27 protein-coding genes and 1 pseudogene are annotated in these 23,705 nt (G+C 74.6%); 17 read left to right on the top strand and 11 right to left on the bottom strand.

Annotated elements, in window-relative coordinates:
- Together H596_RS23320 and H596_RS0106585 are read left to right on the top strand one after the other, a co-directional pair.
- Positions 1 to 317 (top strand): annotated as a pseudogene (locus H596_RS23320) (transposase); the annotation flags it as partial.
- Between the two features lie 53 nt (positions 318 to 370).
- Positions 371 to 1,159 carry an SDR family NAD(P)-dependent oxidoreductase gene (locus tag H596_RS0106585; RefSeq protein WP_027284210.1) on the top strand — a complete coding sequence of 263 codons (789 nt, stop codon included), beginning with the start codon at positions 371 to 373 and terminating at the stop codon, positions 1,157 to 1,159.
- 291 nt (positions 1,160 to 1,450) lie between these two features.
- Here H596_RS0106585 and speE read toward each other — a convergent pair whose 3' ends face one another.
- The 9 genes from speE to H596_RS0106540 all read right to left on the bottom strand — a co-directional run bounded on the left by speE (position 1,451) and on the right by H596_RS0106540 (position 9,889).
- Positions 1,451 to 2,317: a polyamine aminopropyltransferase gene (gene speE / locus H596_RS0106580; protein WP_027284209.1), complete on the bottom strand. Its 867-nt coding sequence runs from the start codon at positions 2,315 to 2,317 to the stop codon at positions 1,451 to 1,453.
- Between the two features lie 80 nt (positions 2,318 to 2,397).
- Entirely contained in the window at positions 2,398 to 2,856 is a 459-nt protein-coding gene (gene speD, locus H596_RS0106575; RefSeq protein ID WP_027284208.1) for an adenosylmethionine decarboxylase, read from the bottom strand.
- 156 nt (positions 2,857 to 3,012) lie between these two features.
- On the bottom strand, positions 3,013 to 6,198 hold the full coding sequence (locus H596_RS0106570) for a hypothetical protein (RefSeq protein ID WP_027284207.1): 3,186 nt from the start codon (positions 6,196 to 6,198) through the stop codon (positions 3,013 to 3,015).
- On the bottom strand, positions 6,198 to 6,779 hold the full coding sequence (locus tag H596_RS0106565) for a protein phosphatase CheZ (RefSeq protein WP_027284206.1): 582 nt from the start codon (positions 6,777 to 6,779) through the stop codon (positions 6,198 to 6,200). Before H596_RS0106565 ends, H596_RS0106570 begins: the two co-directional genes overlap by 1 nt.
- Positions 6,772 to 7,158, bottom strand: coding sequence for a chemotaxis response regulator CheY (locus H596_RS0106560; RefSeq protein ID WP_027284205.1), 387 nt, complete (start codon positions 7,156 to 7,158; stop codon positions 6,772 to 6,774). The genes H596_RS0106565 and H596_RS0106560 overlap by 8 nt, the downstream gene beginning before the upstream one ends.
- Positions 7,159 to 7,186: 28 nt before the next feature.
- Complete coding sequence (locus H596_RS20440) at positions 7,187 to 7,861, bottom strand: MotE family protein (RefSeq protein WP_051212498.1); 675 nt, start codon at positions 7,859 to 7,861, stop codon at positions 7,187 to 7,189.
- Positions 7,858 to 8,274 carry a DUF6468 domain-containing protein gene (locus H596_RS0106550; protein WP_027284204.1) on the bottom strand — a complete coding sequence of 139 codons (417 nt, stop codon included), beginning with the start codon at positions 8,272 to 8,274 and terminating at the stop codon, positions 7,858 to 7,860. Before H596_RS0106550 ends, H596_RS20440 begins: the two co-directional genes overlap by 4 nt.
- Positions 8,271 to 9,338 carry a flagellar motor switch protein FliM gene (gene fliM, locus H596_RS20435; RefSeq protein ID WP_037300246.1) on the bottom strand — a complete coding sequence of 356 codons (1,068 nt, stop codon included), beginning with the start codon at positions 9,336 to 9,338 and terminating at the stop codon, positions 8,271 to 8,273. The genes H596_RS0106550 and fliM overlap by 4 nt, the downstream gene beginning before the upstream one ends.
- A complete protein-coding gene (locus H596_RS0106540; RefSeq protein WP_027284203.1) occupies positions 9,335 to 9,889 on the bottom strand; it encodes a flagellar basal body-associated FliL family protein in 555 nt (184 codons plus the stop codon). Before H596_RS0106540 ends, fliM begins: the two co-directional genes overlap by 4 nt.
- Before the next feature lie 185 nt (positions 9,890 to 10,074).
- Between H596_RS0106540 and flgF the strand changes: the two genes are divergently transcribed.
- The 6 genes from flgF (at position 10,075) to H596_RS0106510 (ending at position 15,765) form a co-directional block, all read left to right on the top strand.
- Complete coding sequence (flgF, locus tag H596_RS0106535; protein WP_027284202.1) at positions 10,075 to 10,818, top strand: flagellar basal-body rod protein FlgF; 744 nt, start codon at positions 10,075 to 10,077, stop codon at positions 10,816 to 10,818.
- Positions 10,819 to 10,834: 16 nt separating this feature from the next.
- A complete protein-coding gene (gene flgG, locus H596_RS0106530) occupies positions 10,835 to 11,620 on the top strand; it encodes a flagellar basal-body rod protein FlgG (RefSeq protein WP_027284201.1) in 786 nt (261 codons plus the stop codon).
- Entirely contained in the window at positions 11,620 to 12,567 is a 948-nt protein-coding gene (gene flgA, locus H596_RS0106525; protein ID WP_027284200.1) for a flagellar basal body P-ring formation chaperone FlgA, read from the top strand. Before flgG ends, flgA begins: the two co-directional genes overlap by 1 nt.
- A complete protein-coding gene (gene flgH, locus H596_RS0106520; protein WP_027284199.1) occupies positions 12,564 to 13,301 on the top strand; it encodes a flagellar basal body L-ring protein FlgH in 738 nt (245 codons plus the stop codon). The genes flgA and flgH overlap by 4 nt, the downstream gene beginning before the upstream one ends.
- Before the next feature lie 72 nt (positions 13,302 to 13,373).
- The gene (locus H596_RS0106515) at positions 13,374 to 15,005 is read left to right on the top strand and encodes a GMC family oxidoreductase (protein ID WP_027284198.1); all 1,632 of its coding nucleotides are present in this window, start codon (positions 13,374 to 13,376) and stop codon (positions 15,003 to 15,005) included.
- Between the two features lie 37 nt (positions 15,006 to 15,042).
- Positions 15,043 to 15,765: an SOS response-associated peptidase gene (locus H596_RS0106510; protein WP_027284197.1), complete on the top strand. Its 723-nt coding sequence runs from the start codon at positions 15,043 to 15,045 to the stop codon at positions 15,763 to 15,765.
- A 3-nt stretch (positions 15,766 to 15,768) separates the two neighbouring features.
- On the opposite strand, the gene dksA is transcribed toward H596_RS0106510, so the two are convergent.
- Together dksA and H596_RS24065 are read right to left on the bottom strand one after the other, a co-directional pair.
- The gene (gene dksA, locus H596_RS0106505) at positions 15,769 to 16,185 is read right to left on the bottom strand and encodes an RNA polymerase-binding protein DksA (RefSeq protein WP_027284196.1); all 417 of its coding nucleotides are present in this window, start codon (positions 16,183 to 16,185) and stop codon (positions 15,769 to 15,771) included.
- Between the two features lie 183 nt (positions 16,186 to 16,368).
- Positions 16,369 to 16,779 (bottom strand): flagellar assembly protein FliX, encoded by a 411-nt coding sequence (locus tag H596_RS24065; RefSeq protein ID WP_051212497.1) that lies wholly within the window; start codon positions 16,777 to 16,779, stop codon positions 16,369 to 16,371.
- A gap of 160 nt (positions 16,780 to 16,939) precedes the next feature.
- On the opposite strand from H596_RS24065, the gene H596_RS0106495 reads away from it, so the two are divergent.
- From H596_RS0106495 to dcd, 9 genes are all read left to right on the top strand, one after another.
- Complete coding sequence (locus H596_RS0106495; RefSeq protein ID WP_245583961.1) at positions 16,940 to 18,046, top strand: flagellar basal body P-ring protein FlgI; 1,107 nt, start codon at positions 16,940 to 16,942, stop codon at positions 18,044 to 18,046.
- A 79-nt stretch (positions 18,047 to 18,125) separates the two neighbouring features.
- Positions 18,126 to 18,437 (top strand): rod-binding protein, encoded by a 312-nt coding sequence (locus H596_RS20425; RefSeq protein WP_051212496.1) that lies wholly within the window; start codon positions 18,126 to 18,128, stop codon positions 18,435 to 18,437.
- Entirely contained in the window at positions 18,434 to 18,835 is a 402-nt protein-coding gene (locus H596_RS0106485) for a hypothetical protein (protein ID WP_027284194.1), read from the top strand. Before H596_RS20425 ends, H596_RS0106485 begins: the two co-directional genes overlap by 4 nt.
- Before the next feature lie 14 nt (positions 18,836 to 18,849).
- A complete protein-coding gene (locus tag H596_RS20420) occupies positions 18,850 to 19,608 on the top strand; it encodes a RibD family protein (protein ID WP_084602599.1) in 759 nt (252 codons plus the stop codon).
- The gene (locus tag H596_RS0106475; RefSeq protein WP_245583960.1) at positions 19,605 to 20,636 is read left to right on the top strand and encodes a zinc-dependent alcohol dehydrogenase; all 1,032 of its coding nucleotides are present in this window, start codon (positions 19,605 to 19,607) and stop codon (positions 20,634 to 20,636) included. Before H596_RS20420 ends, H596_RS0106475 begins: the two co-directional genes overlap by 4 nt.
- Before the next feature lie 5 nt (positions 20,637 to 20,641).
- Positions 20,642 to 21,049: a 6-pyruvoyl trahydropterin synthase family protein gene (locus H596_RS0106470; protein ID WP_027284192.1), complete on the top strand. Its 408-nt coding sequence runs from the start codon at positions 20,642 to 20,644 to the stop codon at positions 21,047 to 21,049.
- 1 nt (position 21,050) lies between these two features.
- Positions 21,051 to 22,082 (top strand): glycosyltransferase family 4 protein, encoded by a 1,032-nt coding sequence (locus H596_RS0106465; protein WP_027284191.1) that lies wholly within the window; start codon positions 21,051 to 21,053, stop codon positions 22,080 to 22,082.
- Positions 22,075 to 22,953: a class I SAM-dependent methyltransferase gene (locus H596_RS0106460; protein ID WP_027284190.1), complete on the top strand. Its 879-nt coding sequence runs from the start codon at positions 22,075 to 22,077 to the stop codon at positions 22,951 to 22,953. Before H596_RS0106465 ends, H596_RS0106460 begins: the two co-directional genes overlap by 8 nt.
- 196 nt (positions 22,954 to 23,149) lie before the next feature.
- Positions 23,150 to 23,704, top strand: a complete 555-nt coding sequence (gene dcd / locus H596_RS0106455; RefSeq protein WP_027284189.1) for a dCTP deaminase — start codon at positions 23,150 to 23,152, stop codon at positions 23,702 to 23,704.
- Position 23,705 lies beyond the last annotated feature (1 nt).

The following is a 23,705-nucleotide window of genomic DNA, read 5'->3' as shown; positions in this document are numbered from 1 at the left end:
TCACCTTTCGGGCCTATGTCGAGCAGCACCTGGCGCCCGCGCTTGCGCCCGGCGACATCGTGATCTGCGACAATCTGCGATGCCACAAGTCACCGGGCGTGCGCGCCGCCATCGAGGCGCGCGGTGCCGAACTGCGCCACCTGCCGCCCTATTCGCCCGACATGAACCCCATCGAGCAGGTCTTCGCCAAGCTCAAGAACCTCGTCCGCGCGGCCGCGCCCAGGGACATCGAGGCCTTGTGGAACACCATCGGCCAGAGCCTCGACGCCTTCACACCGAAAGAGTGCGCGAACCACTTCGCCCACTCAGGTTATCCACGGATGATGCGGAAATGGTCTAGGCTTCCTGCAACGCAAGAAGGAGGAAGCGCATGGGCAGCCTGTTCGACCTGACGGGCCGGGTGGCCATCGTCACCGGCGGCAGCCGCGGCATCGGCCGCGCCATCTGCGAGCGGCTGGCGGAACACGGCGCGAAGGTCGTCGTCAGCTCCCGCAAGAAGGAGGCCTGCGAGGAGGTGGTGGCCGCCATCGCCGCGCGCGGCGGCACGGCCATGGCCGTGCCCTGCAACATCAGCCGCAAGGAGGAGCTGCGCGCGCTGGTGGAGGCGACGCGCGCCGCCTGGGGGCGGGTGGACATCCTGGTCTGCAACGCCGCGGTGAACCCCTATTTCGGCCCGAGCCAGGAGATCCCGGACGAGGCCTATGACCGGATCATGAACGCGAACGTGCGCTCCAACCTCTGGCTCTGCCAGATGGTGATCCCGGAGATGGCCGGGCGCGGCGAGGGCTCCGTCATCATCGTCAGCTCCATCGGCGGCTTCCGCGGCTCGCCGCGGCTTGGCATCTACGGCGTGAGCAAGGCGGCCGACATGCAGCTCGCCCGGGCGCTGGCGGTGGAGTGGGGGCCGCGCGGCGTGCGCGTGAACGCCATCGCGCCCGGGCTCGTGCGCACCGATTTCGCCCGCGCGCTGTGGGAGGATCCGGCGAACCTGAAGAAGCGCACGCGCGACACGCCCCTGCTGCGCATCGGCGAGCCCGACGAGATCGCCGGCGCGGCGGTGTTCCTCGCCGCGCGCGCCTCCTCCTTCATGACGGGGCAGACCATCGTGGTGGATGGCGGCGTGCTGGCCGGGCCGCCGCTCGTGCCGGATGACGAGTGACAGGAAACCGGCCGCTGCCGGCCACGACGTGAGCGGGGCGGACCCCCAGGCGTGAACCGGCCGCCCGCCCCCGGACGGGGGCCCGCCAGGACGGCCCGCAGGCCGGCACGGCGGTGGCGGATGCAGCGCGAAACAACGTCGCGCGCCCCATCGGGTTCACGCCGCGAACACGCGCGCGGCGCCGGCAGCGGCCGGAAGGAGCGCGGAGATAGGGCCTCCGCCGCCCCGGGAGTATCGCAAAGCGCGCAGAGCGCCTTGCGATGCCTGCATCGCGATTTCTCTTGGCGCGGCTCAGCGCGCCAGGTTCTCCGCGATGTAGGGCGGCAGCGCGAAGGCGGCGACATGCACCTCCGGCGTCCAGTAGCGCGTGGCGCCGAGGATTCCCGCGGCCTCGGCGCGGGCGCGGATGGTCGCCGCGTCCTGGTGGCGCAGCGAGGCATCCTTCGCCGCCCAGCCGAGCGTCATGAAGCCCCCCACATAGGTGGGCACAGCGGCCACATACGCCCAGGTGTCGGGGAAGGACTTGGCGCGGCGCAGATTCGTCTCGCGCAGCTCCTCGGCCTGCATGAAGGGCACGCCGCACTGGTTCACGATGAGGCCGCGCTCCGAGAGCACCCGCGCGGCGTTGGCGTAGAACTCGTCGGTGAAGAGCACCTCGCCCACGCCGATCGGGTCCGTGCTGTCCACGATCACCACGTCGAAGGAAGCGGCGGGCGCGGTGCGCACATAGTCGATGCCGTCGCCCACGATCACCTCGGCGCGCGGGTCGTTCCAGGCGTCGCCCGCGATGGCGGGCATGTGCTCCTTGGCGAGGCGGATCACCTCGCCGTCGATCTCCACCATCACCGCCTTCTCGACGCCGCGGTGCTGCAGCACGCGCCTGAGCACGCCGCCATCGCCCGCGCCGATAATGAGCACGCGCTTCGCCGCGCCATGCGCCAGCAGCGGCACATGGGTGAGCATCTCCTGATAGACGAACTCGTCGCGCTCGGTGATCTGCACCACGCCGTCGAGCAGCATCACGCGGCCATGCGTGAAGCTCTCGAACACCATGATGTCCTGGAAGGCGGACTGCACCCGCGCCAGCTCGCGCTTGACCAGGAAGCGCTGGCCCCACTCGGCGTAGAGGGTCTCGTTCACCCAGGAATCGGTCGCCATGGAACTGTCTCCGTTCACCCGCAAAGAGAAGGGCCGGGCGTCGCCGCCCGGCCCCGATCCGTCCGCCGAAGGCCGCGCCTTCAGCCGATGAGGCCGCGCTTGTGCTCGGCGAGCTGCACGCGCTCGGGCAGGAAGCCGCGCTTGAGATGCTCGATCGCCTTGTAAGGATCGCACTCGCCGCAGACGAAGATGTCGAGCGCCGCGTAGTCCCGCTCCGGCCAAGTGTGGATGGAGACGTGGCTCTCCGCCAGCACCAGCACGCCGCTCACGCCGCCATTGGGCGAGAAGTGGTGGAAGTGGCCGTGCAGGATCGTCGCGCCCGTGGCGATGGCCGCATCGCGCAGCACCGCGTCGATGTGCCCGGGGTCGTCGAGGTTGGTCGCGCCCCAGAGGTCGATGATGAGGTGCGTGCCCGCGTAGCGCACGCCGTTGCGCTCGACGAAGTAGTCCTTCTGCTCGGACATGCCGCCGTGCGTGTTGTTCTGGGCGTTGCTCGGCAGCGAGTCCGAGTCCATCCCCAGTCGGACGAGAGAGTCCATGTCGGGTCCCTTTCCCACCAGCAGATGACCTTGAGATCGGCTGTGCGGCCACCGCGGCCGTCGGTTCGATTGGGGTCAGCGGCGCGGGGGTATGGGGCACGAAGCCCCTGGGGTCAAATGAAATCGCGCGGCCCTGCTGCGACCTCAGCGCAGGGCTCAGCGCGGCGCGCTCTGCGCGGTGCGCAGCGGCGCGGGGCGGGCGGGAATCCCGCGGAAGAGCTCGAGCTCGCGCGCGATGCGCGGCAGGTCGGCGAGGCCGCGCACCGGATCGGCCGTCAGCGCCTCGAAGCCCTCGGCGAGCGCGGGCTCGCTCAGGCGGCCGGCGAAGCGCGCGCGGTGCTGCGCGAGCCCCGCCTCGTCGCCGGCGAGGGCGAGCAGCGCCGCAAGCCGCAGCGCGTCCCGCTGCGCATCGGCCGAGAGCGGCGTGGGCGGCGGCGGCGCGCTGGCGGCAAGGTGGCGCGCCAGCGCCGCGGCCGCCCCCGCATGGTCGCGCGCGTCCATCAGGATATCGGCGAGGGCGCGGTCGCCCGCGGGGCCGAGGGCGGCCAGCGCCTCCGCGGCGCTGGCGTGCTGGCCGCGCTGAGCCTGGGCGCGGGCGGCGAGGATGGCGCGGCGCTCGAGGAGCGGTGCGGACAGCCCGCGCGCCCCGCTCGCCGCGAGCGCGGCGAGCGCCGCCTCGGCGTTGCGCTCGCTCATGTGCAGCGCGGCGAGATCGGCGCCCAGGGCCGCGCGCGCCTCGCCCGCCGGCAGCGGCTCCATGGCGCGGGCGAGCATGGCGGCGGCGCGGTCGGCGAGGTCGAGCGCGATCAGGCGCTGCGCGAGGCGCTCCAGCGCCGCGCGTCCCGTCTCGCCGGCGGGAAGCAGCTCGGGATGCGCCTCGTGCAGCGCGACCGCCTGCAGCGGCGCCTCGCTCTCCAGCGCGTGCAGGAAGGCCTCCTGCAGGCGCGGCCGGAGGGCGGCGGCCTGATCGGGGAAGAACTGGGCGGTCTCGCGCAGCATCTCGAGCGCCGCGCGGGGCTGGCCGGCCTCGCGCCGGAGGGCGGCGATGCGCTCGCGCGTGCGCAGCTCCTGCGCATCGCCCCGCCAGGCGCCGAGCGCACGCTCCAGCGCCTGCGCCGCGCCCTCGACGTCGAGGCGGCCCATGGCGAGGCGGCGCTCCACGCCGAGGCGCAGCGCGCGTGCGCGCATCAGCCGGTCGCGCGTGTTCGCCGCGGCGTCGAAGAGTTCGAGCGCGCGCTCCTGCTGGCCCTCGGCCTCGGCGAGCAGGGCCTGGGCGAGCAGCAGGGACGGATCCTCGCCCGCGCGGGCGAGCAGGCGGCGCGCCGCCTCGGGCTCGCCGCCCGCGGCCATCGCCTCGACGGCCAGCGGCAGAAGCCGTCGCCGCAGCCCCTCGGGATAGGCGAGCAGTAGGGGCGCGGCGGCGGCGAAGCCCGCGGCGGCGGGGCGCATCTCGCCCTCCACCGCCTCGCGCGCCGCGCGCCAGAGCATCACCTCGTCCGAGGGCGGCATGGGCGCATCGAGGCCCGAGGCCTCGCCCGCGCGGCCGGCCAGCAGCGCGGCGGCGCCCGAGAGGAAATGCAGCCGCGGATCCTGCAGCGCCTCGGCGTTCTCCTGCCCCGCGACGCGCAGCATGGCCTGCGCCTCCTGCGGCATGCCCAGGGCAAGCAGCGTCTCGGCCGCCTGCAGCCGCAAGGCGACCCGGCGCAGCGGCGGCGCGGCGGCCAGCGCGGCCTGCTGGGCGCGCAGCCGCTCGAGCAGCGCCGGCGCGGGCTCGGCCGGGAAGTCGAAGCTGCGCGTCAGGCTCGCCGCCCCTTCCATCGCGGCGGTCACCGCCTGCATGGGGTTGCCCGCGCCGGCGAGCACGAAGCGCTCCGCCCCCGCGCGCAGCCCGATGCCGTCCGAGCGCGCGAGCACGGCGGCGCCGAGGAAGGTCTCGATCAGGTCGAACTCGGCGTGGCTGCGCGTCACGGCCTGGCGCGCCCCTTCCTGCAGCAGCGTGCCGACCAGCAGCGGCAGGCCGGTCTGCGCGTCGGTCAGCGCGACCACCCGGGCGGCGCGCGGGGCGGGCAGCACGAGCAGGCCGGATTCCGCGCGCGGGCGGATGCCGTTCGCCTCGATCACGCCGCTCAGGCGGGGCCCGGGCGTGACCAGCCAGTCGCCGTTCTCGCGCGTCAGGGTCAGGCGCTGGTCCGCGGGCAGCCGCCAGGAGAGGACCACCGCCCCCGGCAGGCGCTGCACCTCCGCGCCCTGATAGGCGCGGTCGGCCGGCAGGGTGCCGAGTTCGAGCGGGCGTTCGGTGTCGAGCACGAGGAGCACGCGCTCGCCGCGGCGGAAGGCGGCGGCCCCCACCTCCGCCGTGCCGGGCAGGCGGAAGGCCGAGGCCAGGCCGGGGCGCGGCACGAGGCGCGCGCGGATGGGCGCGGGGCCGGCCAGGCTGGGCAGGGTGGCGGTGGCGGGCGGCGGGGCCACGGCGGCCGGCGGGGCGGAAGGCGCGGCGCGGGCCGCAGCGGGCTCGGCCGCGCGGGCGATGGGCGGGGCCTCCGGCGCGGGGATCGGAGCGGCGTGCGGCGGCGGAGGAGTCACGGCGGGCGCGGCGGCCGGGCGGGCCGGCTGCACCTCGGCGGGTTGCGGGCGCGGCGTCTCGGCTCGCGGCATGGCCGGGGCCGCGAGCGGCGGCGTCACCGGGCTCGCCGCGGCGGGCGCGGGTGCGGTCGGGGTGGGCGTGGCGGCCGCCGGCACCGCAGAGGCTGGCGCCGCGGCGGCCGGAGGCGCGGGGCGCGGCGCCACGAGCGCCTCGGCCGGCTGGAGGCGCGCTGCGGCGGGCGCGGCGCTGGCTTCGGCCGGACGCGCGGGGGGCGGGACGGCAGGCGGCGGTGCGGCGGCCGGCGCGGCGGCGGGTGGCCTCGCGGCCGGGGCCGGCGCGGCGGGGCGCGTGGGCGCAGGCGCGGGCGCGGCCGCCTGGGCGCGCGCGGGGGCGGCCGTTTCGGGCGTCGGGTCGAGGATGTCCACCGCCACCTTGGGCCCGTTGCGGAAATGGCGGAGGCGCGCGCCGGGGGCGAGGCGCAGCTCGATGCCGCCCTCGGCCTCCCGCACGCCGAGCAGGTTGCGCGGCAGCCGCCGCGCGCCCGAGAGGTCCACCACAGCTCCGGGCGGGAAGCGCAGGATCGCCACGCCCTCCCGCTCCTCCACCCGATAGGCCGGCGCGGCCGCCCAGTCGAAGACGATGCGCCCGAAGCCCGGATGGTCCCCGGTGCGCACGCCCACCCGCGTCTCGGCGCCCGCAGGCGCCCCGGCGAGCAGGAGGAGGAGAAGCAGGCCGAGGCCGATCCCGCGCGCGCGCATCAGTCGAAGCTCGCCAGCAGGCGGTCGATGTCCTCCTGGCTCGCCGCCGCGGCGGGAAGCTGGGGGCCATTGGCCAGCGCGCGGCCCTCGGTCACCGGCTCGGCCGGGGTCTCGGGCTCGGGCGGCTGGGCCTCGCCGCCGCCGCCGAAGCGCGCGGTGACGGCCGCCACCCGCGCCTCGATCACCTTCAGCGCCGAGACGACCTTGGTGATGCGCTGGCCGGTGATGTCCTGGAAGCTGCACGCCTCGTAGATGCGCGTCACCGCCTCACCCAGCCGGTCCGCGGCCTTGCCGGAGAGTTCCGACTGCAGCTTCTCCAGCCCCTCGCAGACGTCGAGGATCTCGTTGGTCGCGGCCGCCGTGTGCTCGACCACCGCATCCAGCTCGTCGGTCGCCTTGGGGATGTGACGCTCGTTGATGTCCTCGACGCGCAGCGCCGCGATCTCGGTCTTGGCGCGCGCGACCTCGCGGCCCAGCGCCTCGAGTTCCGCGAGCAGCGAGGCCTCCGTCGCCGTCAGGTCGCCGGAGAGGGTGCCGAGCACCTGGCGCACCGCCTTCTCGATCTGATCGCCGTCAGGCATGGACCAGCACCTTCTCGATCTTCTCGCGCAGCGTCTCGGCGTTGAAGGGCTTGACGATGTAGTTGGAGACGCCCGCCTGCTTCGCGGCCACGACGTTCTCGGTCTTGCTCTCGGCGGTGACCATGATGAAAGGCAGGTTCTTCAGGCGCGAATCGGCGCGCACCTCCTTCAGCAGGTCGAGGCCCGTCATCGGCTCCATGTTCCAGTCGCTGATGACCAGGCCGAAATTGCCCGCGCGCAGCTTGGCCAGCGCCTCGGCGCCGTCCGTCGCCTCCTCGACATTGTCGAACTCGAGCTGCTTGAGCAGGTTGCGGATGATGCGCAGCATCGTCTTGTAGTCGTCGACGATGAGCACGTTCATGGACTTGTCGATGGCCATGGGCGGTGGGTCCTCTCGGCTGTGGATGTCAGTCGGCGGGGCGCGCGCGGTGCCGCGCGAGCTCCGTGGTGGCGAGGCGCGCGCGCTCGGGCCGCATGGCGGCGAGCACCGGGGCGGCGCGCGCCTCGCGCATCCGGTCGAGCACCGGGATGAGAACGGCGAGGTCGAGATCGTCGAAGATCGCCGCCGCATCGCGCGGGCGCATCGTCTCGTAGAGCCGCACGAGCTGGCGCATCCCCTGCTCGGCCTGCTCGGCGCGCTCGCGCGCCTCGGCCTCCAGCCGCTGCTGCAGCGCGCGCATGTCCTCGATGCGCTGGGCGAGGCGGCGCTCGGCGGCGGCCAGCAGCACCTCGCGCTCGGCCAGCGCGGCCTCGCGCGCGTCGAGCTCGGCGCGGCGCTGGCGCAGCGCCTCGAGCAGCGCGCGCTCGGCCGCCGCGGCGTCGCCGGAGGGGGCTTCGGCGCGGGCGGCCTCCGTGCGCGCGGCCTCGGCGCGGGCGGGCTCGGCGCGCGGCGCGGCCGGGGCGGACGCAGCCGGGGCGGCGGCCGGCGCGGGGGAGGGGTTGGCCGCGGCGGGGGCGATCAGCGCGGGCCCGGCGAAGCCCGGCGCGGGCGGCGGCGCGAAAGCCGTCCAGGCGCGCGCCGCGAGCAGCCCGGCCATCCCGACCATGGCGAGCGGCAGCAGGCGGGGGCGCGGCAGCGTCACGACACGCGCCCCAGGGCGCGCAGCAGCTCGCGCTCGGCGTCGCTGCGCAGGGCGGGGCCCGTGGCGGCGGCGCCCCCGCCGGCGAGCGGCCGGCCGGCCTGCACCGCCGCCTCCAGACGATCCGCGATGGCCTCGGCGCGTTCGGCGAGGTAGCGTAGATCCTCCTGCACCGCCCCGGCGCGGGCCAGGCGCTCCTGCACGCCGCGCTCGGCCGCCTCGCTGGCCGCCGAGAGCCGCGCCAGCACCGCCTCGGCCGCGCGCGTCGCCTCCGCAAGGCCCGCCGCCCCGGCCTCCAGCGCCGCGCGGTCGGCGCGCAGGGCGCGAAGCTGGCGATCCAGCCGCCAGGCCATGGGCAGCGTGGCGGCGAGCAGCGCGATCACCAGCAGGTCGAGCAGAGGGAGGATCTGGCTCACAGCACGCTCTCCGGCGCGCGCAGCACGTTGGAAATCCGCACCGCCGGGCGCGTCTCGCGGCGGCCGAACTCGCCCTGGAAGAGGGCCACGCCGCCGCATTGCAGCCGCACCGGCTGGCTGGGCTGCGCGCTGAGCGTGATGCAGTCCCCGGGGCGCAGGGAGAGGATGGTGGAGAGCGGCAGCACCTGCTGGTCGAGCACCACGTCGAGCGTGATCTCGGTGTGGCGGAGCTGCTCGGCGAGGTGCGTCTCCCAGATGCTGTCGCGGCCGAATTTCTCGCCCATGAACTGCTGCAGCAGCAGCTCGCGCACCGGCTCCAGCGTCGCGTAGGGCAGCAGAAGCTGCAGCGAGCCGCCGCGATCCTCCATGTCCACCCGCAGCCGCGTCAGCACGCAGGCGTTGGACAGGCGCGAGATGGCGGCGAAGCGTGGGTTCACCTCCAGCCGCTCGAAGCGGAAATCCACCTGGGTGAGCGGGGCGAAGGCCTCGCCCAGATCCTTCAGCACCACGCCGATCAGGCGCTCGACCAGGGTGCGCTCGATGGTGGTGTAGGGCCGCCCCTCCACGCGCATCGCCGCGGTGCCGCGGCGGCCGCCGAGCAGCACGTCCACCACCGAGTAGATCATGGCGCTGTCCACCACGATCAGCCCGTAATTGTCCCACTCCTCCACCTTGAACACGGCCAGCATCGCCGGCAGCGGCACGCTGTTCAGGTAGTCCCCGAAGCGCTGGGAGGCGATGCTGTCGATGCTCACCTCGACGTTGTCGGAGGTGAAGTTGCGCAGGGAGGTGGAGAGGATGCGCACCAGCCGGTCGAAGATGATCTCGAGCATCGGCAGGCGCTCGTAGGAGACGAGGCCCGAGCGGATCATCCGCTCGATCCCGCTCTGCGCCCCGCCCGCCCCGTCGGCCTCGTTCTCGAAGCCGAGCAGGCTGTCGATCTCGGCCTGGTTCAGAACCCGCGCCGCGTCGGGCGCGACGGTGGGGGCGGCCGCGCCGGCCGTCTCCTCCTCTTCGAGCGCCGCGCCCCAGGCGGCGGCCAGATCATCCTCCTCGCTGCTCATTGCACGAGGATCTCCGTGAACAGCACATCGGTGACGCGGGCCGGTGCGGCGGCGACGTTGGCGCGCGCGATCAGCTCCTCGCGCAGCCGGTGGGTGCCGGCGCTGCCGCGCAGCTCCTCGGGGCGCACCTCGCGCAGATAGGTGGTGAACAGGTCCACGAGCCGCGGCATGGCGGCCTGCAGCGCCGCCGCGTCCTGCGCGCCGGCCACCTCGATCTGGCTGCGCAGGCGGATGAAGGGGCCGCGCCGGCCGGGGGCGTTGAGGTTGGCGGTGATGTCGGGCATGGCGATGAAGACGGGCTGGCGGTTCTCCGCCGCCTCGCGCGCGGCGCCGGCCTCGGCGGCCTGTTCCGCCGGGGCGGGCGCGCCGCCCAGAAGCCCCGAGAACCACACCCCCGCGCCGCCGCCCAGCAGCAGCACGGGCAGGGCGAGCAGGATCAGCTTCTTCTTGCGGCTGCGCGCGGGCTGCGCCTCGGCGCCCTCAGCGCCCTCGGCCTCCGTGGGCGGGGCGCCTTTCGCTGCGGTCTTTCCTGCGGCCTTCGCTGCGGCCATGACCCTCAATCCCATTCTGCGATCGGGGCCATCCTCGCCGGGACAGGTTAACGCGCCGTTGCGCCCGCGCCGCCCCTGCCCAGCCCCGGCAAGCCCTGCCGGGTGGGGCGGGCAGCCCCTGCCCCCGTCGCGCCCGCAGGGCTGGCACGCCGGTTGCGACCGGAAGCGCGACCGAGGAGCCCCCCATGGACAGCCCGAGCTACGTCATCCTCTCGCGCCTCTCCGCCCAGCTCCGCGCCACCCAGGTGACCGCGCACAACCTCGCCAACGCCGACACCCCCGGCTTCCGCGCGAGCCGGCCCGTCTTCGCCGAGCATCTCGCCCAGCAGGGCCGTATCGAGGGCCCGCGCGCGGGCCGCGCCGTCTCCTACGCCTGGGACCGCGCGACCTGGCGCGACGCCGCTCCCGGCCCCATCACCCGCACCGGCAACCCGCTCGACGTCGCGATCTCGGGCGAGGGCTTCTTCGCCGTCGAGACCCCGCGCGGCGAGCGCTACACGCGCGCGGGCCGCTTCGCGCTCGGCGCCGATGGCCGCCTCGTGGACCAGCAGGGCCATGCGGTGCTCAACGCCAACGGCCAGCCCATCGCCATCGCGCCCAACGACACGCGCATCGAAATCCTGGGCGATGGCACCATCCGCAGCGAGAACGGCGTGCTCGGCCGGCTGCGCCTGGTGCGCTTCGAGGACGAGCAGGCCCTGCGCGCCGAGGGCGACCGCCTCTTCGACGCCGCCGGCCAGGACCCGCAGGAGATCCCCCGCCCCGCCCTCGTCCAGGGCGCGGTGGAGGGCAGCAACGTCCAGTCCGTGCTGGAGATGACGCGCATGATGGCCGAGCTGCGCGAGTTCCAGATGGCCACCCAGTTCCTGGAGCGCGAGACGGAGCGCCAGCAATCCGTGATCGAGCGCCTGCTGCGCCGCCGCGGCTGAGGAAGGAGAACCCCCCATGCGAAGCCTGCACATCGCCGCCACCGGAATGCTCGCGCAGCAGACCAATGTGGAGGTGATCTCCAACAACCTCGCGAACATGGGCACCACCGGCTACAAGCGCCGGCGCGCCGAGTTCCAGGACCTCATCTACCAGAACCTCCGCCGCGTCGGCTCGCAGAGCTCCGACACGGGCACGGTGCTGCCCTCGGGCGCGCAGGTGGGCCTCGGCGTGCGCACCGCCGCCATCTACCGCATCGCCGAGCAGGGCAACCTGCAGCAGACCGAAAACCGCTTCGACCTCGCCATCCGCGGCAACGGCTATTTCCAGGTGCAGCTCCCGAACGGCGACATCGCCTACACGCGGGACGGCACCTTCGCCCTGAGCCCAGAGGGCGTGATCGTCACCGCCGAGGGCTTCGTGGTGCAGCCGGGCATCACCATTCCCGCCGCGGCGCGCGACGTGACGATCAACGCCTCGGGCGAGGTGCTGGCCCGGCTCGATGGGCAGATCCAGCCGCAGAACGTGGGCCAGATCCAGACCGCCATCTTCGCCAATGAGGGCGGGCTCGAGGCGATCGGCGACAACCTCTTCCTCGCCACGCCCGCCTCCGGCCAACCCCAGGCCGCCGCCCCGGGCCAGCCGGGCCACGGCACGGTGATGCAGGGTTTCATCGAGACCTCCAACGTCAACACCGTGCAGGAGATCACCGCGCTCATCACCGCCCAGCGCGCCTATGAGATGAACAGCCGCGTGATCACCGCCTCCGACGAAATGCTCTCCACCCTGACGAGGCTGCGCTGATGCTCCGCCGCTCCCTCCTCCTGCTTCCCCTCGCCCTCGCCGCGCCGGCGGCGCGCGCCGAGGGCCCCGCCCTCCTCCGCCCCCAGGTGCTGCTGGAGGCGGAGGTGCTGCGCCTGTCCGACCTGTTCGAGAACGCCGGCCCGCGCGCGCAGACGGTGCTCGCCGCCGCCCCGCTGCCCGGCCGGCGCATGGTGCTCGAGACGCAGAACCTCTTGAACATCGCGCGCCAGTACGGCGTGCCCTGGCGCCCCATGACGGGGAGCGAACGCGCGGTGGTGGAGCGGCCAGGACGGCCCATCCCCCGCGCCGAGATCGAGGCGCTGCTGCGCGAGGAGCTCTCGCGACACGGCGTCGAGCCGGAGATGGAGATCGAGCTGCCCGGGCTGATCCCGCCCATGGTGCCGGCCTCGGCCTTCTTCCAGCTCGCGCTCGAGGGGCTGGCGGTGGAGCAGCCGGGCCTGCGCTTCGCCGCCACCCTCGTAGTGCTGGCCGATGGCATGCCCGCGAACCGCATGCGGCTTGCCGGCCGCGCCGTGCCCACGCTGCCCGTGGTGGTGGCCACGCGCCGCCTCGCGCTCGGCGAGATCGTGGGCCCCGCAGATGCGCGCCTCGCCCGGCTGCGGGCCGAGCGCGTGCGCCCCGGCCAGGCGCAGCGGCTCGACCAGGTGGTGGGCCAGGAGCTGCGCCGGCCCATGGCGGCCGAGCAGGGCTTCGCGCTGATCGACCTCGGCCCGCCCTCCATCGTCGCGAAGAACGGACTCGTGACGCTGCTGCTCGACGCGCCCGGCCTCCAGCTCACCGCCCAGGGCCGGGCGCTCGAGAGCGCGGCGCGCGGCATGAGCGTGCCGGTGATGAACCTCGCCTCGCGCCAAGTGGTGGAGGGCATCGCCGTCGCGCCCGGACGGGTGCGGGTGGCGATGGGCAGCATCCCGGTGGGTGTGCGATGAAGGCCGCCCTGCCCGCGCTCGCCGCGCTGCTCCTGCTCACGGCCTGCGGCCAGGCCGAGCGCCTCTCGCGCGTCGGCCGCCCGCCGCCGCTCTCGCCGGTGACGGACCCGACGCGCGACCCCGCCTGGCGGCCCGTCTCCATGCCCATGCCCGCGCCGCAGGAGGCGCCGCCGCTCGCCAACTCGCTCTGGCGGCCGGGCAGCCGCACCTTCCTGCGCGACCAGCGCGCGGCGCAGGTGGGCGATCTCATCACCATCCTCGTCTCCATCGCCGACGAGGCGCAGTTGCAGAATCGCACCCAGCGCAGCCGCACGGGCGGCGAGCAGATGGGCGTGCCGAACCTGCTCGGCCTCGAGGCGAGCACGGGGCGCATCCTGCCCAACAGCGTCTCGCCCGACCGGCTGGTGAACACCTCCAGCACCGGCAACAGCGACGGCAACGGCACGGTGCGCCGCAACGAGCAGGTGACGCTGCGCCTCGCCGCCGTGATCACGCAGACCCTGCCCAACGGGAACATGGTGGTCACGGGCCGGCAGGAGGTGCGGGTGAACAACGAGCTGCGCGAGCTGACGGTGCAGGGCATCGTCCGCCCGCAGGACATCGCCTCCGACAACACCATCCGCCACGACCGGCTGGCGGAGGCGCGCATCTCCTATGGCGGGCGCGGCGCGCTGAGCGACATTCAGCAGCCGAGGCTCGGCCAGCAGCTTCTGGACATCCTGCTGCCCTTCTGATCCGGGCGGCGCGGATTTCCGCCCTGGGGCGATCTGCTCTAGGCTTCCCCCGAGAGGTTCGGGGGAAGCGCCATGGCGGAGGAATTCGACTACGTGATCGTGGGCTGCGGCGCCGCGGGCTCGCTGCTCGCGGCGCGGCTCACCGAGGACGGGGCAAGCCGCGTCTGCGTCCTCGAGGCCGGGCCGAAGGACCGCAACCCCTTCATCCACATCCCCGCGGGCTTCATCAAGACGCTGAAGAATCCCGACGTCACCTGGCAGTTCCGCACCGCGCCCACCGAGCGCACGGGCGGGCGGGGCATCGCCACCGTGCAGGGGCGCACGCTCGGCGGCTCCTCCTCCATCAACGGGATGATCTACAACCGCGGCCAGCCCGGCGATCTCGACTCATGGGCCCAGCGCGGCAACCGCGGCTGGGGCTACGAGGACTGCCTGCCCTACTATCGCCGCACCGAGCGCCGCATCGGCTATGGCGAGCCCGACAAGCGCGGGCGCGAGCAGGGCATCCCCGTCACCGACACGGACTGGACCTCCCCGCTCACCGAGGCCTTCATCGCCGGCTGCGTGAACATGGGCATCCCGCGCAACCCCGACTACAATTCGGGCGACCAGGCGGGGGTGGGCTATTTCCAGCGCGCCATCCTCAACGGGCGGCGCGTCTCGGCCTATCGCGCCTTCCTGCACAAGGCGCTCGGCCGGCCCAACCTCGATCTGCGCACCGAGGCGCGCGCGAGCGAGATCATCCTCGAGGGCCGGCGCGCCGTGGGCGTGCGCTACCTGCGCGCGCGCGGCGGCGAGCCCGTGGAGGTGCGGGCGCGGCGCGAGGTGATCCTTTGCGGCGGCACGGTGAACAGCGCGCGGCTCTTGCAGGTCAGCGGCATCGGCCCGGCCTGGCTGCTGCAGCAAATCGGCGTCGAGGTGCGGCACGAACTCCCCGGCGTGGGCGAGAATTTCCGCGACCACTACGCAAGCCGCATCGTCATGCGCGCAAAGCCCGGCACGGTGACGCTGAACGAGCTCAGCAAGGGCGCGCGCCTCGCGGGCCAGGTGCTGCGCTGGGGGGCGGGGCTGCCCTCCATCCTCGCGATCGTGCCCTCGGTGGTCTATGTGTTCTGGAAGAGCTTCGAGGGGCTCGACCAGCCCGACCTGCAATGCGTCTTCACCCCCGGCAGCTACAAGGAGGGGCAGGTCTATGTGCTGGACGACTACCCGGGCATGACGGCCGGCGCCTGGCAGCACCGGCCCGAGAGCACGGGCTGGGTGCGCGCGAAGAGCCGCGACGTGTTCGAGGATCCGGAGATCCAGCCCAACTACCTCGCGCACGAGATGGACAGGCGCGTGCACCTCGCTGGCATCCGCTTCCTGCGCCGCGCGCTGAACACGCCCGAGATGCAGCCCTTCATCGAGGCCGAGACGCTGCCGGGACCGCAGGCGCAGAGCGACGACGAGCTGCTCGACTTCGCCTACCGCAACGGCAGCACGACCTATCACCTCATCGGCACCTGCCGCATGGGCCCCGCCACCGACCCGACGGCGGTGGTGGACGACCGGCTGCGCGTGCACGGCCTCGCGGGGCTGCGCGTGGTGGACGCCTCGATCATGCCCTCCATGACCAGCGCCAACACCTACGCCACCACGCTGATGATCGCCGAGAAGGCGAGCGACTTCATCCGCGGGCGGGAGGCGGAGACGGAAGCGGCGTGAGGCGCGCCCCGGCCCGCCGTCGCGGCCGTGCCTGAGCATGTGCGGGCGCTATTTCCTCCACCGCGATCCGGCCGCGCTGGCGCGCCATTTCGGCGCCGCCAACCCCACGCCCAACTTCGCGCCGAGCTGGAACATCGCGCCCACCCAGGATTCCCTCGTGCTGCGCCGCCACCCCGAGACCGGCGCGCGCCACCTCGACCTGCTGCGCTGGGGCCTCGTGCCCCGCTGGGCGAAGGACGCCTCGGCTGCGGCGCGGCTGATGAACGCGCGCGACGATTCGGTGGCGGTGAAGCCGAGCTTCCGCGAGGCCTTCCGCAAGCGCCGCTGCCTCGTGCCCATGGACGGCTTCTACGAATGGCGCGCCGAGGGCGGGCGCAACCAGCCCTATGCCTGCGCGCTGCGCTCGGGCGCGCCCATGGCCTGCGCGGGGCTGTGGGAGGGCTGGCGCCAGCCCGACGGAGCCTGGCTGCGCAGCTACACCATCATCACCACCGCCGCCGCCGGCCGCCAGGCGCTGCTGCACGCGCGCATGCCGGTGATCCTGCCGCCCGAGGCCTGGGATCCCTGGCTCACGGGCGAGGACGAGGCGGCGCTGCTGGCCCTGCTGCGCCCGGCGGAAGATGCGCTGCTGGCCTTCTGGCCCGTCTCCGCCCGGGTGGGGCGTGTGGCGGAGAACGACCCCGGGCTGCTGGCGCGCGACCCGGCCGCCCAGCCGCCCCCGGAACTCGACGACCCGCCGCCGCGCGCGAACGACCCGTGAGCGTCAGTCGTCGCGGTGGACCTTCTCCATCCGCTCGTGGCGCTCCTGCGCCTCGATGGAGAGGGTGGCGATGGGCCGCGCCTCGAGCCGGCGAAGGCCGATGGGCTCGCCCGTCTCCTCGCAATAGCCGTAGGTGCCGTTCTCGATCCGCTCCAGCGCCTGATCGATCTTGGCGATGAGCTTGCGCGCGCGGTCGCGGGTGCGCAGTTCCAGGGCGCGGTCCGTCTCGACGCTGGCGCGGTCGGTCAGATCGGCCTCGGCAATCCCGCCGGCGGAGAGGGAGTTGAGGGTCACGCCCGCCTCGCGCAGCAACTCGTGGCGCCAGCGCAGCAGCTTCTGGCGGAAATACTCCTGCTGCAGCGCGTTCATGAACTCCTCGTCCTCGGAGGGACGGTAGTCCGGCGGCAGGGTCACAACCATGAGCGTTTGCCTCGCCTTGTTGTGCGGCCAACCCGGCGTCAGCCGCGGTTCCAAGGGCTGGCCGCTGTCTAGGGGAGAGCGTGGCCGCCAACAAGGGGGTCAATCGCGACAAGTGGATGACCCGCCAGCGGGTTTGGCCTCCAGCGGGTTTGCGCCGAGCGGGATTGCGCCGACCGGGCCGTGTCAGGCCCCCGGCTCCTCGCCCCGGCGCGCGAGCTCCACCCGCGCGCGGAGGGAAATCTGACCGAGGATCTCGCGCAGGGCAGGGTCGGCCCCCGATTCGCCCTCGGCCAGCGCGGCCAGCCGGCCGAGCGCGGCGCGCCGCGCGCCACCGCCCAGCAGCCCGCGCTGCAGCTCCGCCAGCGCATCGAGCAGCGCACCCCCGCGGCGGCGTGCCGCGGCGTCGCGCTCGGCGGGGCTTGCGGCGCTCTCGGCGCCGAGAAGGGCGCTGGCGGTCACGGCGGCCAGGGGCGCGGCGGCCTCGGCGGCGGCGGCCTCGGCCTCCGCGGCCGGCAGACGGAAGCCGCCCGTCCCGGCCCGGGCGCGCACCGCCGCACGCCCCGCCAGCCCATAGCCCCGCACCGGCTCCACCATCGCCTGTCCTCCGCGCCTCCTGTCTTCCTGCCCGGCCCCGGCAGCTTCGCACCCCGCCTGGGCAGCTTTCGCCGCCCCCTGGCCCCCGGGGTGCTGGCACGCCGGTTGCGAGGCAGGGGCAGCAACCCGTGAGGCGACAGTGACGGTGCATCCTTTCCGCTTGGTGAAAAGACGCGGCGCGCTCGCCCTGCTGCTCCTGCTGCTGCTCGCGCCCGCGCTGGCCGCGGCCCAGCCCGTGCGCATCAAGGACATCGCGGATGTCGAGGGCGTGCGCGACAACCAGCTCGTCGGCTACGGGCTGGTCGTCGGCCTGCCCGGCACGGGGGACCGTCTGCGCACCGCGATCTTCACGCGCCAGTCCCTGGTGGGGATGCTGGAGCGGCTCGGCGTGAACACGCGCGACAACGAGGCGCGGCTGGACACGCGCAACATCGCCGCCGTGATGGTCACGGCCAACCTGCCCGCCTTCGCCCAGCCCGGCTCGCGCATCGACGTGGCCATCGCCTCGCTCGGCGACGCGACGAACCTCACCGGCGGCACGCTGCTCGTCACGCCGCTGCTCGGCGCGGATGGCGAGGTCTATGCGGTGGCGCAGGGCACGGTGGCCACGGGCGCCATCGCCGCGCGGGGCGCGGGCGCCTCGGTGCAGCGCGGCGTGCCCACCGCGGCGCGCATCGCCTCCGGCGCCATCGTCGAGCGCAGCGTGCCCTTCGCCCTGCAGGGGCGCGACACGCTGCGCCTTTCCCTGCGCAACCCGGACTTCACCACGGCCCAGCGCATCGCCGGGGCCATCAACCGCCGCCACCCGGGCGCCGCCCGCGCCACCGACCCGCGCACCGTGCTGCTGGCGCTGCGCGGGCGCGACCCCCTCGCCTTCATGGTGGAGATCGAGCAGCTCCGGGTGGAGCCCGACCAGGTGGCGCGCGTGGTGATCGAGGAGGCCTCGGGCACCATCGTCATGGGCGCCAATGTGCGCGTCAGCACCGTGGCGATCGCGCAGGGCAACCTCACCATCCGCATCACCGAGACGCCGCAGGTGAGCCAGCCGAACCCGCTGGCGGGAGGCGAGACGGTGGTGGTGCCGCGCACCCAGATCGAGGTGGACGACCAGGGCGAGCGCCGCATGGGCGTGCTGCAGAGCGGCGTGACGCTGGCCGAGCTGGTGCGCGGGCTGAACAGCCTGGGCGTGGGCCCGCGCGACCTGATCACCATCCTGCAGACCATCCGCGCCGCCGGCGCGCTGCAAGCAGAGCTGGAGGTGCGCTGACAATGACGGACAGGACCGGCCGCAGCGCCGATTTCCTCGGCCGCTCCGCGGCGGGGCAGGCCGAGCCGGAGCTGCGCTGATGATCGACTCCCTCATCCCCCTGCCGCCGCGCGGCGGCGCCGCCACCCCCGAGCGCATGCGCCAGGCAGCGCAGGGCTTCGAGGCGCAGGTGCTCTCGCAGCTTCTCCAGCCCGCCTTCGCCGGGCTCGACAGCTCGCGCTCCGCCTTCGGCGGCGGCTCGGCCGAGGCGCAGTGGCGGCCGATGCTGGTGGATGCCTTCGCCGCCGCCGCCGTGCGCGCGGGGGGCGGCATCGGCCTCACCCAGATGCTGCTGCGCGAGATGGAGCGCCGGCAGAACGCCACACAGACCCCGCAGGAGAACCGCCCATGATGGACGCCGTGATCGCCGCCGGAGAACGCCTCGCCGAGGCGCTGCGCGCCGAGAACGAGGCGCTGGCCGCGCTCGACCTCACGCGCGCCGCCGCCCTCGCCACGCGCAAGGTGCAGGCCACCGACGCCTTCGCCGCCGCCGCCCGCGCCGCCGAGCAGGTGAAGGCCCGCGCCCAGGGCGAGACCCGCGCCCAGGCCGAGCGCCTGGCCGCCGCGCTCGCCGAGCTCGGCCAGGAGAACCGTCGCCTGCTCGAGCACGCCATCGCGCTGCAGTCGCGCGTGATCGAGACCATCGCCCAGGCCACCCGCCCCTACACGGCCGCGCCGGGCTATGGGCGGGCCGGTCGCCATCGCCCCGCCCCCCAGGCGGCGGCCCTTGCGGTGGCGACGCGGGCCTGACAGAAGCCCGCCGCATGGACGGCGCGGCGGGCGAGGCGGAATGGCAGGCGCTGCTGGCGGGCGCGCCGGCGGAGGGCGAAGGGGGTTCGCTCTCCTCCCTGTTCGCCCCTCTCTTCGCCCCCCCGACCGCGCCCGATGGCTGCATCGTCGTGGGCCGGCTCGCCCAGACGCTGGACGGGCGCATCGCCACGCGCGGCGGCCACAGCCGCTGGATCGGCGGCGAGGGCGATCTGCGCCACACCCACCGGCTGCGCGCCCTCTGCCACGCAGTGGTGGTGGGCGCGGCCACGGTGGCCGAGGATGACCCGCAGCTCACCACCCGCCTCGTGCCCGGGCCCTCGCCGCTGCGCGTGGTGCTCGATCCCTCGCGCCGGCTCGGCGCGGGGTTCCGCCTGTTCCGCGAGGGCCCGCCCACCCTGCTGGTGACCGCCGCCGAGGGCCCCGACCGGCATGGCATGGCCGAGGTGCTGCGCATCGGGTGCGACGCGTCAGGCGGCCTTGATCTCGCCGCCCTGCTGCGCGCCCTGGCCGCGCGCGGCGCCACGCGCATCTTCGTCGAGGGCGGCGGGCAGACCGTCTCGCGCTTCCTTGCGGCGGGGCTGCTCGACCGGCTGCACGTGACGGTGGCGCCGATGATCCTGGGCTCCGGCCGCCCCGCCTTCGCCCTGCCCGAGGTGGCGCGGGTGGACGAGGGGCTGCGCTTCGCCTGGACCGTGCATGACCTGGCGCCCGACGTGCTGTTCGACATCGCGCTCGGGCGGCGCAAGCCGTGAGCCCCGCTTCGGAACATGCGGCGGCCAAGGCGCCCGACCTGGCCCGCGAGGCCATGGCCAGCCGCGCGCTGTGGCATGTCGCCCCGGGCGTGGCGGAGCTGCGGCCCTCCACGGCCGGCGCGGCCCCGCCCGGGGCGCTCGCCGTGCGCGCGCGCTTCTCGGCGCTCTCGCGCGGCACCGAGCGGCTCGTGCATTTCGGCCGCGTGCCGCCCGAGGCCGCGGACGCCATGCGCGGCCCCGGCCAGGAGGGCGATTTCCCCTTCCCCGTGAAATACGGCTACTGCCTCGTCGGTATCGTCGAGGAGGGCCCGCGCGCGGGCGAGCGCGTGTTCTGCCTGCACCCGCATGAGGAGCGCGCCCTGGTCGCGCCGCATTTCTGCGCCCCCATCCCCGACCACGTCCCCGACGCGCGCGCCACGCTGGCCGCCAACATGGAGACGGCGCTGAACGCGCTGTGGGACGCCGCCCCGCTCCCCGGCGAGCGCGCGCTGGTCATCGGCGCGGGGGTGGTGGGGCTGCTCGCCGCCTTCCTGCTCGCGCGCATCCCGGGCATGTCGGTGACGGTGGTGGACCGCGATCCGGCCCGCCGCGCGCCGGCCGAGCTGCTCGGCGCGTGCTTCGCCGCGCCCGAGGAGGCGCCCGGGGAGCAGGAGCTGATCCTGCACGCCAGCGCCAGCGAGGCGGGGCTGCGCGTGGCGCTGGAGAAGGCCGGCTTCGAGGCGCGCATCCTCGAGCTCTCCTGGTTCGGGGCCGCCTGCCCGGCCCTGCCGCTCGGCGCGGCCTTCCACCACCGGCGGCTGCGGCTGATCTCGACGCAGGTGGGCAGCGTCAGCCCCGCCCTGCGCGGCCGGCGCAGCCATGCCGAGCGGCTCGCGCTCGCGCTCTCCCTGCTCGGGGATGCGCGGCTCGATGCGCTGCTCGGCCCCGTCATCCCCTTCGCCGAGCTTCCCGCGCGCATCACCGCCCTGCTCGCCCCGCCGCCCGGCGCGGCACAACCCCTCTGCCCCCTCGTCAGCTACGGAACCTGAGCCCCATGTTCAGCCTCACCGTCGTGGATCACATCATGATCGCCCACAGCTTCCGCGGCGCCGAGTTCGGCCCCGCCCAGCGGCTGCACGGCGCGACCTTCGTGGTGGAGGCGGAGTTCCGCGCGCCGAAGCTCGACGACCTGCACCTGCTGATCGACATCGGCCTCGCCAAGGAGGTGCTGCGGCGCATCCTCTCCGGGCTCGACTACCGCAACCTGGACGAGGAACCCGTCTTCGCCGGGAAGAACACCACCACCGAGTATCTCTGCCTGCACATCCACGGGCTGCTCGCCGCCGCCTGCCGCGACGGCACGCTGGGCGCGGGCGGGCGGGGCGTGAGCGCCATCAAGGTGCTGCTGCGCGAGAGCCACATCGCCTGGGCCGCCTTCGAGGGGCCGGTGGGCCAGGCCTAGCATGGAGATCGCCCTGCTCGTTCCCGCCCCCTTCGACACCCTCTCGGGCGGCTATGGCTATGACCGGCGGATGGTCGCGGAGCTCGCCGCCCTCGGCCATGCGGTGCGGGTGGTGGAGCTGCGCGGCCGCTTCCCCCTGCCCGACGCCGAGGCCGAGGCCGAGGCGGCCCGCGCCCTCTCAGGCCTCGCGGCAGGCGAAGTGGCGCTGCTCGACGGGCTCGCCCTGCCCGCCTTCGCCGCCCAGGCCGAGGCGCTCGCACGGCGGGGCGCGGTGGGGCTGATCCACCACCCCACCAGCCTCGAGCCCGGCGCGGCGCGCGAGATCCTGGAACCCGTGGAGCGCCTGCTCTTCGCCGCCTGCGCGCGGCTCATCGTCACCTCGCCCCTGTCGGCGCGCGGGCTGGAGGCCTTCGGCGTGGCCCCCGACCGCGTGGGGGTGGTCGAGCCGGGCACCGACCCCGCGCCGCGCGCGCGGGGATCGGGCGGGCCGGGCTGCCGCATCCTCTCGGTCGGCTCGCTCATCCCGCGCAAGGGCCATGACGTGCTGCTGCGCGCCCTGGCGCGGCTCGCCGACCTCGACTGGACGCTGCGCATCGCGGGCCCCGCGCCTGACCCCGTGCACGCCGATGGCCTGCGCGCGCTGGCCGAGGAGCTCGGCCTCGCCCGCCGCGTCGCCTTCCTCGGCGCGCTGCAGGGCGCGGCGCTGGAGGAGGAATACGCGCGGGCGGACCTCTTCGCCCTCGCCACCCATTACGAGGGCTACGGCATGGCGGCGGCCGAGGCGCAGGCGCGCGGCCTGCCGCTCGCCATCACCACGGGCGGCGCGATCGCGGAGGTGGTGGGGCCGGGTGCCGCCATCCTCTCCCCGCCCGGCGATCACGCGAGCCTTTCGCGCGGCATGCGCCGGGCGATCTATGATCCCGCGCTGCGCGCGCAGATGGCGGAGGCGAGCTGGCAGGCCGGGCAGCGCCTGCCCCGCTGGCCGGATCAGGCCGCGCGGCTGGCGGCCGAGCTGGAGCGCGCCCATGGCTGAGAGCTTCGCCGCCGACTGGCTCGACCTGCGCGAGCCCTTCGACGCCGCCGCCCGCGCCCCTTCGCTCGCCGAGGCGCTGGTCGCGCATCTCGACGCGAAGGCCAGGCCGCGGTTTCTCGACCTCGGCGCGGGGTCGGGCAGCCTCACGCGCTGGCTCGGGCATTTCGTCGGCCGCGCCCATTCCTGGGTGCTGGCCGACGCCGACCCCGCGCTGATGGCCCGCGCCTTCGACGCCATGATCGAGGGCGCGGAGGCGCTGGGCTGGCCCGCCACCTGGCCGCAGAAGAAGGCGCTGCTGCTGCACGCCCCCACCGGCGCCTGGCGGATCGAGGGCATCCTGACCGATCTCGCCCGCGCCCCCGAGGGGCTACCGCTGGCCGCCGTGGATGCGGTGACCTGCTCGGCACTCTGCGACCTCGTCTCCGAGGCCTGGCTCGCGCGGCTCGCTGCGGCGCTCGCGCGCCACCGCCTGCCCTTCTACGCCGCGCTGAACGTCAGCGGGCGCGAGCGCTTCACCCCCCCGCACCCGGGCGACGCCTGGGTGGCGCGCGGCTTCGCGCGCGACCAGCGGCGCGAGAAGGGCTTCGGCGGCCCCGCCCTCGGCCCCGCCGCGCCGGCGGCCATCGCCCGCGCCTTCGCCGCGGCCGGCTATCGCGTGCTGCGCGCGCCCTCGGACTGGATCATCCCCGCCGCGGCGGGCGAGATGGCGCGCGAACTCGCCCTCGGCCATGCCGAGGCCGCGCTGCGCCACGAGCGGCGCGAGGCTTGGCGCATCGAGGCCTGGGCCGCCGTGCGCGCCGCCCAGGCCGAGGCCGGGCGGCTCTCCATCCGCGTCCCGCACCAGGATCTGCTGTGCCTGCCGCCGATCTAGAGCGCGAGGCGCGGCTGGCCGCCGCGCTGCGGGCCAATCTGCGCCGCCGCAAGGCCCAGGCCCGCGCCCGCGAGGCCCTTGCGGAGGGCGAAACCCAGCCCCCCGCCCCGGCAACTGGACCGGACTCGGCCCCCGGCGCTATCTCCCCCCACCCGGAGGAGACCGCCCCGGACCCCGCAAGCCGGAACCAGCCCTGATGCCCATCATGCCCGACCACTGGATCCGCCGCATGGCGACGGAGCATGGCATGATCGAGCCCTTCGTCGAGGCCCAGCAGCGCGCGGGGGTGATCAGCTACGGCCTCTCCTCCTTCGGCTATGACGCGCGCGCGGCGGGCGAGTTCAAGATCTTCACCAACGTGGACAACGCGGTGGTGGACCCCAAGGCCTTCAGCGAGCAGGGCTTCGTCTCGCGCAGCGGGGATGTCTGCGTCATCCCGCCCAACTCCTTCGTGCTGACGCACACGGTCGAGTATTTCCGCATCCCGCGCGACGTGCTGGTGATCTGCCTCGGCAAATCCACCTATGCGCGCTGCGGGCTGATCGTGAACGTCACGCCGCTGGAGCCGGAGTGGGAGGGCCAGGTCACCATCGAGATCAGCAACACCACGCCGCTGCCCGCCAAGGTCTATGCGAACGAGGGGATCTGCCAGTTCCTCTTCCTCAAGGGCGAGGGCGCGCCGGAGGTGAGCTACGCCGACCGGCGCGGCAAATACATGGGCCAGCGCGGCGTCGCGCTGCCGCGGCTGTGAG

Origin of the sequence: Rubritepida flocculans DSM 14296, from assembly GCF_000425365.1 — a bacterium.
GTDB lineage: Bacteria > Pseudomonadota > Alphaproteobacteria > Acetobacterales > Acetobacteraceae > Roseococcus > Roseococcus flocculans.
The sequence above is the reverse complement of the archived record's forward strand: the minus strand, read 5'-3'. Positions and strand labels throughout refer to the sequence as shown.